Genomic DNA, 11,878 nt, shown 5'->3' with positions numbered 1-11,878 from the left:
TTCTTGCCGGAGCTTCTTTTATTCTTGGATCTTCCCTTCCTTCCCTCAGGTTCTTGGAAATAAAAATGCATCAGTCCTTTTTGTTTCCCGCTATGAAACGCATCAGCAATTGCCTCTTTGGAAATCACAGTTATCTCCCCTTCTTTTTTTGTATAGCATACGTTTTTTTTTCTGGATTGCTTGGATTTTTTACCCAATAAAAAAATTGTTTATGTGCGGATGGTGGCAAGTTTTTTTCTCCTTCATACTAATAAAGTGAAAATGATGAAAAGAGGTGCAAAATCATTAGATATGGAAGAAATCTCTTTATTTATTCATCCGAAAGATCTGCTCTACTTGAAACAAAACAAGTGGGATGACAATGGAGTACCTGGGGTCATTCGCATGGATAAGAAAAAAATACAAGCAGATGTTATGTACCGAGGTTCACATACAAGAAAGGCAAAAAAAAAATCATATTTTATTCAATATGTTCGCCCTTCCACTTACAAGCATGAAAAGGAATTCCATCTAAATGCAGAATATTTTGACCCTTCCATGATCCGCAATAAACTGTCCTTTTATTTTTTTGAAAAAATCGGCGTACTCGCGCCTGAAGCCCGATATACTTTTCTTTCGATTAACGGTGTCCCACAAGGAATCTATTTGCGCCTTGAATCAGTAAATGATGATTTTTTGAAAAAAAGACAGCTGCCGAAAGGCGCTATCTTCTACGCAGTAGATGGCGACGCAAATTTTTCCTTGTACAGTGATTTGGATCAAACAGTGAAAAAAAGTTTAACACAAGGTTACGAATTAAAATACGGAAAAGAAGAACATTTTGATCGGCTCGAACAATTTATTTTTTTTATAAATACCGCAAGCCGCGCGCAATTTGCTCAGGAAATCAAACATTTTCTTGATGTAGAACAATATTTAAAATGGCTGGCCGGCGTCATCTGCACACAAAACTATGACGGTTTTGTCCACAATTACGCACTTTATTTAAATGAAAAGACGAACCTTTTTTCCATTTTGCCGTGGGATTATGACGCCACTTGGGGTATTGACGTTCACGGCGAAGCGATGGAGCACGATTACGTTCGAGTTGAAGGATTTAATACGTTGACGGCTAGGCTCATCGACATTCCCCGGTATAAAAAGCTGTACAAAGAGATCTTACAAGAAACCATCAGCCGTTATTTCACAGAAAACGAGTTAAAAGAAGTTGTATTTGCTTACTTCGAACAGGTTCGTCAATATATCAAGAAAGACCCCTTTTACCGATACCCTCTTAACCAATTTGAAGAAGAACCATCAAAAATTTTTGATTTTATCGCAAAAAGAAAAAAATTTATTGCTTTACATCTCGCTTTTTGAATCTGGGCGAATGATTGTTTTTTAGGAATTGGGTATATTTTCTGTCTCTTTCTCGATCCATGACACGTATAAATACACTATAAATGACCTGTATGGTTAAATGCTAGGGGAGGAAAAGTAATGGCTACGACAATCGAAAATTTTCACGTATACTTGAAATCTCTCGTCGGAAAAATGATTAAGGTAAATAGAGGAGGTCCTGAAAGCAAAAGCGGGCAATTGCTTGCCGTCAAATCCGATTTTTTAGTTCTTTATGTGACAGACACTGAAAGCGTCGTGTATTATCAACTGAAGCATATTCGCAGCATTACCGAAAACTCAAAAATACAGTCAAGACCGCACACGATGTTCAGCGACTTCATCGAAAACCTGCGGAAAGTAAATAGTTTCTACCGGTTAATGAAATTTTTTCAAAACGAGACCATTCAACTTAACCAGGGCGGACCAGAAGTTTTGAGCGGCAAACTGTTGGATGTGACAAACCATTATGCCGTTCTCTACAGTGGAGGGAAAGTCGTCTATGTCAATTTGGAACATATTAAAAGCTTTTCACCTAAAGAGGAAAGACAAACAAGCGATGAGAAAAAGGAAGATTCCGTTCGTTATGTAAAGGTGAATTCATTTGATGAAATCCTCAATTATTTTCTCCATCAATGGGTTTCAATAAACGGCGGGGGTCCGGAAGCGCTAGAAGGCGTTTTATCATACAACGGCAATGGTACATTTATTTTAATTAACAAGGAAGAGGTCATCCGCATCCAACCTTTTCATGTCAGAAGCATTTTTGGAGGAGCAAGAAAACAACAAGATCAGAAAAGCAGCTCCAAAACAGATAAGAAAACCGGTGAGAGAAAAGGGGAAGAAGATGAGGTCAGCGATGACGATGATCATCGAACAGACAAATATAAAGGCAGGTGCTCGGAACATAAAACAAGTTCGAAATTCACTGGGACTTCAAAGACAAGGAAAAGAGAACGTGACGTCAGCCCGAAATCCACCCGTTCTTCAAAATATCAAACAGATCATGATGTTAGATGGAAATCCCGTAACGAGGAAGTTGTCAAATCCGTTCACTACCGCTGGAAAGGTTAACCTCCTCTTTTTTGAAACAGCCGTTTAACAAAAGGAGGTGCTGCTATTGAGGTTTGCTAATTTACTAAAAGAGCAAGTAAAAACTGAATTAAGCGGAAAAAAAGAAATTACCGGCATTTTAATTGATGAAGGATTAGATGTGGTGGTCATTTACGACGGTTATAAATATTTTTATATTCCGCTCCTTCATATTCACAAATTAGAAAAGGATTTTGACGAAAAACACATTGCAAGCGACAAAAATGCTGCACAATTAATGTTTCTTGAAGAAGAAGCCATTTCCTATCGAAAAATTTTGCTGAATGCAAAAGGAACTTTCATCGAAATATATGTAACCGGAAATAAGTCGCTGCACGGCTATATTACTTCGGTATTAACAGATTATTTCGTTTTTTATTCTCCTGTTTTTAAAAATGTGTTTGTGTCTTTTCATCATTTAAAATGGCTGATTCCTTATCATAACATGAAAACGCCTTATTCATTAAACGAGCATGAATTGCCAGTCGTTCCCCCCGGTTTTTCCCTACAACGCACTTTTGAAGAACAATTAAGAAAGTTTATTGATAAACTGGTCGTTTTTGATCTTGGGGAAACAAACGAAAAAATCGGGGTTATCAAATCCATTCAGCATAATTTCGTTGAATTAGTAACAGCTGAAGGGCAAAAAGTATTTTTGAAAATTTCCCATATTAAAACAGTGCATGTCCCATAAGATTCATTTAAAAAATGGGGATTTTCACCCCATTTTTTAAATGAACAGGAACTGAATCCAAACATATAAAACGGTTAATGTGAAAAAAAGTGTCGGCGGAATCACAATCATTGTCACATTCACATACTTAGCCCAGCTGATTTTCACGCCATTTTCCTTCAAAATATGCATCCAAATCAAAGTGGCCAACGTTCCGATCGGCAATATGAGCGAGCCGATATCACTGCCGATAATGCTAGCTAAATAGGCTGTCTTTAACATCATATCGTTCAACCCGGCATTTGTCAGCACCATTGTCCCAATCATTAATGCAGGGTGGTTGTTAAAAACGTTTGACAACGCTGAGAGCACGCTGCCAGTCCAAAATATCGCGCTTGCCTCTTCTTCCATAAACGGTTTTAGCAGATCAACGAAAAAGGTGACGAAACCGATATTCTTCAAACTGTAAACGATAATATACATTGAAAAAGCAAACAGAAACACAAACCAAGGAGCTTTTATTAAAACATCGATCGGACTTAAGGAAAACTTTTTCCATCGAACGGTCAACAGCACGATTGATCCTAAAATGGCTACAAGCCATATTGGAATTTCGAAAAAAGACGCTAAAAAGAGGCTGATTCTCACTAAAATAACAAACAACAGCATTTTCAGCATAAACGCTGATTGTTTTTTTATTACATCTGCAGGCAATTTTGACTTTAAAGGATGATAATGTTGGATGAAAACATCTTCGTTTTTGGCTATTTTTTTAATATTCTTCGGAATATCTTTGTAAAAAAGCAGAAACAGCAAAATGACCATAAACAACAATCCAATAAATGCTGGGATAAACATCATGGCTGTTTGCTCATATAAATCCATTTCAATCATTTTTAGCGAAATTAAGTTGACGATATTGCTAACCCCGACTGCTGCACTTGACGCCGTTGCCACGAGCGCACCGCTTATAAGATAGGGAATTTTTTCATGATGTTTTAGATGAAGGTGATGAAGAAGAATAATTAAAATGGGGGTTGTAATTAAAATGCTTCCGTCATTATTAAACAAGATCGTCATTAAGAAGCACAGGAGATTTGTATACCAAAATAAACGAATGCCCGATCCGTTTGCCCGATATGCTAATTGATGCGCACACCATTGAAAAAAACGAAAGCTTTCCAAAACGATTGCCATGACGATTGTTGCAATGATCGTTAGAGAAGCTTCAGCAACTTTCGAAAAAATTTCTGTTAAATCCGCCAGACTTATTCCACCGATGAGCACAATGATCATCGCTCCGGCCGAAGCCGGTATTGCTTCATTGATATTTCGCGGCCGCCAAAAAATCATGATCATTGTCATGAAAAACACGAACAAAACCAAAGTTTCAAGGTTCCATTGCAAGTTATTCCCCTCTTCCTTTCCCTCTTTCCCCTTTCCGGCTTCTATCCCTCCTCACCACCTGTACTCTATAAATATGTGTCTAACAAAAAATATGCTATCCTCAAACGCCCCATTTTCTATTAAATCCGCAAAAATCTATCAACCAATATCTCGTGTCCAAACTTAAAATTGTCAAAAAAAAATAAAGGCCAAAAACGGTTGTTTTCGACCTTTCGCAATGTTACAAGATAATAGCTATTAATCCGCCGGAGCCCTCGTTTATGATTCTTTCTAACGTTTCTTTCAATTTATAGCGGGCATTTTCAGGCATTAAAGATAATTTGGCTTGTATTCCTTCCCTGACAATCGAGCTTAAGCTTCTGCCAAAAATATCGGAGTTCCAAATGGAAAGCGGATCTTCCTCAAAATCCTGCATTAAATAACGGACAAGCTCTTCGCTTTGCTTCTCGGTGCCGATGATGGGCGCAAACTCCGATTCCACATCCACTTTAATCATATGGATGGATGGCGCAACAGCTTTCAAACGGACGCCAAATCTGGAACCTTGCCGGATTATTTCCGGTTCATCCAAACTCATATCGGATAGCGAAGGTGCTGCGATTCCGTATCCGGTTTGCTTCACCATTTTTAATGCATCCGCCACCTGATCATATTCGGCCTTCGCATTAGCGAAGTTTTGCATAAGCTCTAACAGGTGGTCTTTTCCGCGGATTTCAACTCCGACAATTTCCTTTAAAATGTTGTCGTACAGCTCATCCGGAGCATATAAATCAATTTCGGCAATTCCTTGCCCCATCTGAATTCCTGCAAGGCCTGCCCTTTCAATATATTCGTATTCACCGAACTGCTGAACGACTTGATTGACATCACGCAATCGCTTGATGTCTTTGACCGTCTCCTTGACCGTTTCTTGATAGCTGATCCGAAGCCAGTGATCTTCCTTTAACACCATCACCCAGCTCGGCAAATTTACATTAACTTCTAATACCGGAAACTCGTAAAGCGCTTCTCTCATCACATTGATAACATCCGTTTCCCTCATGCTCTCCACACTAATGGCCAACACCGGTATGTCATATTTTTCATTTAATTCTTTCCTTAAAGCTTCTGTATCAGGATGGTGCGGATGAACGGAATTAATGATCATAATAAACGGTTTTCCGACTTCTTTCAGTTCGTTAATGACCCTTTCTTCCGCTTCCACATAGTCCTCCCTCGGAATCTCCCCTATGGAACCGTCCGTTGTGACAACGACACCGATTGTAGAATGATCTTGGATCACCTTTCTTGTGCCAATCTCCGCCGCCTCATGAAACGGTATCGGTTCTTCATACCAAGGCGTATTAATCATTCTCGGTCCATTTTCGTCTTCATATCCTTTTGCACCAGGCACCGTATATCCAACGCAATCAACCAATCGTATATTGACATCAAGTCCTTCATCAACATGGACTGTGACCGCTTGATTCGGGACAAATTTCGGTTCTGTCGTCATGATGGTTCTGCCTGCTGCGCTTTGAGGGAGTTCGTCTTGAGCGCGTGCTTTATCTGCTTCATTTTCAATGTTTGGGAGAACGACGAGTTCCATAAATTTTTTTATGAATGTGGATTTGCCTGTTCGAACTGCGCCAACAACACCTAGATAAATATCGCCGCCAGTTCGCTCTGCGATATCTTTGAAAATATCTACCTTTTCCAAGTGATCCCCTCCCGACTTTCGAGTCTTGGATAACTATCAATCAATTCACAATATCAACACAGTATATGTTTATGATGTTGTCCTATCCGGTTATGACAAAAAGTATGAAATTTTCTGCAAAAAAGAAAAGAACCTTTCTCTTAAACATTGTATTGCTTAAGAAAAAGGTTCATGACTTATTTTGTTAAAAAAACCGGTTCATTTTTTTCATTAATTGTATAAGGCAAAGAAAACGCAGGAACAAAGGGGGAATCTTGAACTAATAGTTTTCGAATATCTTCCCCTTGCTTCACATTTCCGGCCGATTTCTTTAGCGCTCGGTATAAATCAATGCGATAGTCTACATAAACTTCCCCATCAGTGCCGATGATAAGCGGGAGATTCTCTCCGGAATATGGGCTTGTCACATGGGGAGGGGCTTTTAATCCAAGCTTTTTATAATTTAAAGTAAAAACATTTTTGCCGACTTGTTCATCATAAGGTGGATATTTATGGGCGCTGATTCTCATTTTTAATTCCCGAATTGCTTCAGCCATTCTTAAATCAATCAATTTTACAGTCGGTTTTTTTTCGACATCGACTAATACATATAAATAAATCCCGCCATTTTCAAAAGCCGATCCCGGAGGTTCTGGCAAATATTCAGGAATTAATAGATTAAAATCAATCGGGTATTTTTCATAAATAGGCGTCGATTGATCCCGTGTTTTGATCGGAAGCAGCCCTCCGCTGTCCTCACGGTACTGATCAATGGCCTTTTGAACCGAGTCGATTTGCGCTTCATAAGGAATTTTGTTTTTTTGCAAACGATCTTCCGGATATAAACAGCCTGATAAAATGAAGAGAAACATGATGGGAATAAAAAATTTTATGTTTTTCATCATCCAACTTCCTTCTATTAATCACTGGTTGGTCCTGATAGCACAACAAAAAAGATAATGATTCCTGCTAAAATCATAAAAAAATACGCAATGGTTGTAAAGATCGCTTTTAAAAATCCTTTTAATTTATAACGGCTTAAATAGATTGAAAACACGGCAATAAACATAAAGACCATCGAGGCAATGGCGATCCACATTTTCATTAAACCTTCGGACATCGATGTTCACTCCTTCTCTTTCATCATCCATTTTAACACACGTTGCTATTTGCGGGAACGATTACAAGAAAAAAGCACTGAAGCAAATACTCGCGTACGCTTCAATGCTCACATTTGGCTGCGGTTTTCTAATATGTTAATAAGATCCTCCATTTCATGCTTTTTTTCTCTCGACATTAACGCTTCCACTGCTGCTTTCGGATCTTGGCCTTGAAACAGCACTTTGTAAAGAATAGCAGTGATCGGCATTTTGACTGAATATTTCTCTGAAAGCTGTTTGGCTGCTTTTGTTGTTCTGACTCCTTCTACAGCCATTCCCATGCTTTGAAGAACATCGTCTAGTTTTTTCCCTTTTCCAAGCATATGGCCCGCCCGCCAGTTGCGCGAGTGCACGCTCGTACAAGTTACAATTAAATCCCCTATTCCGGCAAGTCCAGAAAATGTCAATGGATTTGCCCCCATTTTGCATCCAAGTCGTGCGATTTCGGCAAGTCCTCTTGTGATCAAAGCTGCTTTCGCATTATCTCCATAGCCAAGCCCATCGCTGATTCCGGCCGCCAGCGCTATAATGTTTTTCAATGCGCCGCCGACCTCCACCCCAATTACATCGGGATTCGTATAAACGCGAAAATAATGGTTCATAAATACATTTTGGACAAACTGAGCTGCTTCCATGTTTTTGCTGGCGGAAGTGACGGTCGTCGGATGCCTTAACGACACTTCTTCTGCATGGCTCGGCCCTGAAAGGACAACAACATCTTGCAGGAGATGCTTTGGCATCTCCTCCTCAATAATTTCGGAGATTCGCATTAATGTGCCAGGTTCAATCCCTTTTGAAACATGAACGATCAGAACAGGTTCTTCTAAAGTTTCTTTCAATTGTCCAAGAACTTCGCGAACAGCTTTTGTCGGAACTGCTAAAACAATGACACGAACGTCTTTGACCGCTTCTTGAAGAGAATGATAGCCGTTCAAATTTTCGGGCAACATAATATTTGGCAAATACCGTTCATTCTGCTTCGTAAGGTTTATCGCATCGATATGCTCTTTTCTGTGGCCCCAAAGATGCACTTTATGGCCGTTATCGCTCAAGACGATCCCAAGCGCTGTCCCCCAGCTTCCTGCACCCAGTATCGCTACCTTCTCCAACATTTCCACTTCCTTTAAACTTTAAATTTATCTTATTTTCGTTTTCTTGGCAAAATTTTGATAGGAGTTCCTTCGAACCCAAATGCATCGCGGATCCGGTTTTCCAAAAAACGCTCATATGAAAAGTGAAGCAGTTCAGGATCATTGACAAAAATCACAAATGTCGGCGGTTTTACAGCTACTTGTGTTGCATAATAAATTTTCAGCCTCGTCCCGCGGTCAGTCGGCGTTGGATTCATTGCCACCGCATCCATAATCACATCATTCAACACGTTCGTCTTCACGCGCATCGCATGGTTCTCACTGACCAAAATAATTTTCGGCATCAACGTATGAAGCCGTTTTTTTGTTTTCGCTGACAAAAAAACGATGGGAGCATAGTCTAAAAACAAAAACTCGTCCCGTATGTTTTTTTCAAATTCCCTCATCGTTTTTTCATCTTTTTCGACTGCATCCCACTTATTGACGACAATTACAATCGCCTTGCCTGCTTCATGGGCGTAGCCGGCAATTCGTTTATCTTGTTCAATTATCCCTTCTTCCGCATTTAAAACGACCAGTACTACGTCCGAATTTTCAATCGCTTTCAACGCCCGCAAAACGCTGTATTTTTCGGTATTCTCGTAAACTTTTCCTTTTTTCCTGATGCCTGCCGTGTCGATGATGACAAATTCCTGCTTATTATAAGTAAATTTGGTATCAACTGCATCCCTTGTCGTACCGGCAACGTCACTTACAATAACTCGTTCCTCCCCTAAAATGGCATTGACAAGGGACGATTTTCCGACATTTGGCCTACCGATTAAAGAAAATTTAATGATGTTCTCATCATCATATTCCTCTGCCGGTTTCTTAAAATGCTTGCAAACCGCATCTAAAAGATCCCCTAAACCGAGACCGTGCGTTCCCGAGATCGGATACGGTTCGCCAAACCCGAGCGAATAAAATTCATAAATATTTTCCCGCATATCAGGGTTGTCGATTTTATTGACGGCAAGAACCACCGGTTTGTTTGAACGGTATAATATTTTGGCCACTTCTTCGTCGGCAGCTGTAACCCCTTCCTTACCGTTCGTCAAAAATATGATAACATCCGCCTCGTCAATAGCGATTTCCGCCTGGTGACGGATTTGGGCAAGAAACGGTTCATCGCCGATTTCAATTCCGCCAGTATCAATTAAATGGAATTGGTGATGTAACCACTCGCAAGATGCATAAATGCGGTCGCGAGTCACACCCGGCACATCTTCGACAATCGAAACTCGCTCGCCCACAATACGGTTAAAAATCGTCGATTTCCCAACATTTGGCCTACCGACAATTGCCACAACAGGTTTTGGCATATTGAAACTTCCTTTCTATCAAAAACTCATCCCAACTCCTTCATCATTTTTCAACGATAAAGGAGATGAACAAGCAAAAATATTCCACATTTTCTGTCCGGAGCAACCGATAAAATTTTTCGAGATTTTTTTCAACTTCCCTATTATATAGCAGTTTTTCAAACAGGACAACTTCATTCAAAATGTTTCACAATGATATACATGTCCTCACTAATCGAGTGGGCAATTCCATCTAATATGGCTTCTAAATTTTTGGCGATCAAATCCATCTCGTTTTGATGTTCACAAAGAAAAACGGGCGCTCCGCCGCCTTGCACCTTCGTTTTGTTCGTTGTAATGACCGCTAATATCGATTTTTCCAAAATCATCGTTTTTTCTCACCTTCCTTATTGGCCTTCGATTCAGTCGGCATACGAATGGCATTTTCCAGCGCCGGCACATTGCCAATCACCTTTACGGCAATGTCTTTATTTGGATATTGAGGAAGCACAAAAACACCTACTCTTCCGTCTTCAAGATCCCTTTTCGCCAACGGAACTAATGATGGTTCACCTGTATCCCGATAAACGCCGAGCGCCGTGGAAACATCATGGAGAATAGCTTGGCGCTGGCCAATATTAGCAATGGTTGTTCTTGCGTTAAATGTTTTTGGCTTCAAAATGAACCCCATGCCGTATTTTAAAACGAGTTCACGCTTTTCCGGAATACCGATGTTCATGATGTAAATATCATCGACATACAAGCCCGCCCCCTCAAAATGCGGTTTTGCATACTGAATCTCAACAATATCTTTTAATGTGCTTCCAGACATTAATATTCTTGCAACAATGAAACAAATAATTGTTACGACAAAAGCTGCCCAAAACCCGAAAATTAAATAGGTTAGAGTTACCGACAATGAAGTTAAAATCACCAAATAATTCCGACTCTCAAACGCAACGGCAATTCCTTCAATATATGTGCTGCCTCTTGGCACAAGCTCGTACCGATCAAGCTCCGTCAACGTATTTCTCTCCATATTGCGCACTTCGCGAAATTGCGATGCCGCCAGCGTTAAAAAGGTGATGGCCGTAAATTCTTTTTCCATAATAGCCGGTACTGCGATCGTGCCCAGCCCCGCAGCGATAAATCCTAAAGCAATGTGAATGATTTTCCCATGTAAATACGTGGGATATTGGCGATAATCCGTTCTGAGCATATATAGCCGCGCCAAAACACCGGTGACCATTCCGTATAAAATCGGGAATGTATATTCATTCATACTCGTGTTTCTCCTTTACGTTTTTTTTCACATAAAATTCCAGTGCTGCCGCAATGGATTTCATCAGAAACCACAACAACAAACAAAACAGCCCCATTGTTAAAAGATCAAGAAATGACGGATCGCCGATGATGACAGGACGATGGAAGGATGAAACGGTGAGGGAAAAGACGATTTCTCCGTAGCAGCAGCCGAGAATGAGATAAGATGCACCAACTGCCACTTCTTTGCTAAAGCAAACAGCTAGAAAGCAGCAAAGAAAAGACAAAATCATGGAGACATCGATGACAAACCATACCGGATCAATGAGATGAACCAATTTGACTCCTGCATAAGCAATAGCAATGATTAAAACGGCCATTGCCGAATAAAGGAGATGTTTTTTTTGACGCAGCAAACAAACCCCCAGCATGACAAATAGTAGAAACGCCAAACCAATTCGAAAAAATGGCAAATGAATAAAAACCGCGCTAACCGAAAGATCGGCCAATATAAAAAATGAAAGCAAAAAACGTTCATTCGTCTTTGGAAAAAAAAACGTCAAAATGAGCCAAAAGCTCCACATCAACCAATAATAAATGTAACCTTCCATTCTCATCCTCCTACTATTTTCATTATGGGAATTTTTTATAAGAATTAATCATTTGCTTGGCAGGCTTTTGAAAAATGAACAACAGCTGCAATCGAAATAACGGATGAAAATAAGATGAGGGGATTGCGGTTCATTTGCCCAATAAAAAAAGACAGCATCTTTTGCTGTCTCCTCATGAAAAAGGGG

The 11,878-nt window shown here is 40.0% G+C and carries 12 protein-coding genes; 3 read left to right on the top strand and 9 right to left on the bottom strand.

What is annotated here, in order from left to right; translation table 11 throughout:
* Positions 1-264: 264 nt before the first annotated feature.
* The 3 genes from AC0KTX_RS08230 to AC0KTX_RS08220 all read left to right on the top strand — a co-directional run bounded on the left by AC0KTX_RS08230 (position 265) and on the right by AC0KTX_RS08220 (position 3,163).
* On the top strand, positions 265-1,359 hold the full coding sequence (locus AC0KTX_RS08230; protein WP_474251734.1) for a CotH kinase family protein: 1,095 nt from the start codon (positions 265-267) through the stop codon (positions 1,357-1,359).
* Between the two features lie 120 nt (positions 1,360-1,479).
* On the top strand, positions 1,480-2,451 hold the full coding sequence (locus tag AC0KTX_RS08225; RefSeq protein WP_474251733.1) for a hypothetical protein: 972 nt from the start codon (positions 1,480-1,482) through the stop codon (positions 2,449-2,451).
* Between the two features lie 46 nt (positions 2,452-2,497).
* Positions 2,498-3,163, top strand: a complete 666-nt coding sequence (locus AC0KTX_RS08220; protein ID WP_474251732.1) for a DUF2642 domain-containing protein — start codon at positions 2,498-2,500, stop codon at positions 3,161-3,163.
* A 36-nt stretch (positions 3,164-3,199) separates the two neighbouring features.
* Here the strand turns inward: AC0KTX_RS08220 and AC0KTX_RS08215 are convergent, their stop codons facing one another.
* From AC0KTX_RS08215 to AC0KTX_RS08175, 9 genes are all read right to left on the bottom strand, one after another.
* Positions 3,200-4,549 carry an arsenic transporter gene (locus AC0KTX_RS08215; RefSeq protein WP_474251731.1) on the bottom strand — a complete coding sequence of 450 codons (1,350 nt, stop codon included), beginning with the start codon at positions 4,547-4,549 and terminating at the stop codon, positions 3,200-3,202.
* 220 nt (positions 4,550-4,769) lie between these two features.
* The gene (spoIVA, locus tag AC0KTX_RS08210; protein ID WP_474251730.1) at positions 4,770-6,248 is read right to left on the bottom strand and encodes a stage IV sporulation protein A; all 1,479 of its coding nucleotides are present in this window, start codon (positions 6,246-6,248) and stop codon (positions 4,770-4,772) included.
* 176 nt (positions 6,249-6,424) lie between these two features.
* Positions 6,425-7,132 (bottom strand): hypothetical protein, encoded by a 708-nt coding sequence (locus tag AC0KTX_RS08205; protein ID WP_474251729.1) that lies wholly within the window; start codon positions 7,130-7,132, stop codon positions 6,425-6,427.
* Between the two features lie 14 nt (positions 7,133-7,146).
* Entirely contained in the window at positions 7,147-7,347 is a 201-nt protein-coding gene (locus AC0KTX_RS08200; protein WP_474251728.1) for a DUF2768 domain-containing protein, read from the bottom strand.
* A 108-nt stretch (positions 7,348-7,455) separates the two neighbouring features.
* Positions 7,456-8,499 (bottom strand): NAD(P)H-dependent glycerol-3-phosphate dehydrogenase, encoded by a 1,044-nt coding sequence (locus AC0KTX_RS08195; RefSeq protein ID WP_474251727.1) that lies wholly within the window; start codon positions 8,497-8,499, stop codon positions 7,456-7,458.
* Between the two features lie 29 nt (positions 8,500-8,528).
* A complete protein-coding gene (gene der / locus AC0KTX_RS08190; protein WP_474251726.1) occupies positions 8,529-9,839 on the bottom strand; it encodes a ribosome biogenesis GTPase Der in 1,311 nt (436 codons plus the stop codon).
* 173 nt (positions 9,840-10,012) lie between these two features.
* A complete protein-coding gene (locus tag AC0KTX_RS08185; protein WP_474251725.1) occupies positions 10,013-10,207 on the bottom strand; it encodes a capping complex subunit for YIEGIA in 195 nt (64 codons plus the stop codon).
* Positions 10,204-11,100: a YIEGIA family protein gene (locus tag AC0KTX_RS08180; protein ID WP_474251724.1), complete on the bottom strand. Its 897-nt coding sequence runs from the start codon at positions 11,098-11,100 to the stop codon at positions 10,204-10,206. The genes AC0KTX_RS08185 and AC0KTX_RS08180 overlap by 4 nt, the downstream gene beginning before the upstream one ends.
* Positions 11,093-11,692, bottom strand: a complete 600-nt coding sequence (locus AC0KTX_RS08175; protein WP_474251723.1) for a YphA family membrane protein — start codon at positions 11,690-11,692, stop codon at positions 11,093-11,095. The genes AC0KTX_RS08180 and AC0KTX_RS08175 overlap by 8 nt, the downstream gene beginning before the upstream one ends.
* Between the last annotated feature and the right edge of the window lie 186 nt (positions 11,693-11,878).

It is taken from the genome of Aeribacillus sp. JST-2 (genome assembly GCF_056032925.1).
The sequence above is the reverse complement of the archived record's forward strand: the minus strand, read 5'-3'. Positions and strand labels throughout refer to the sequence as shown.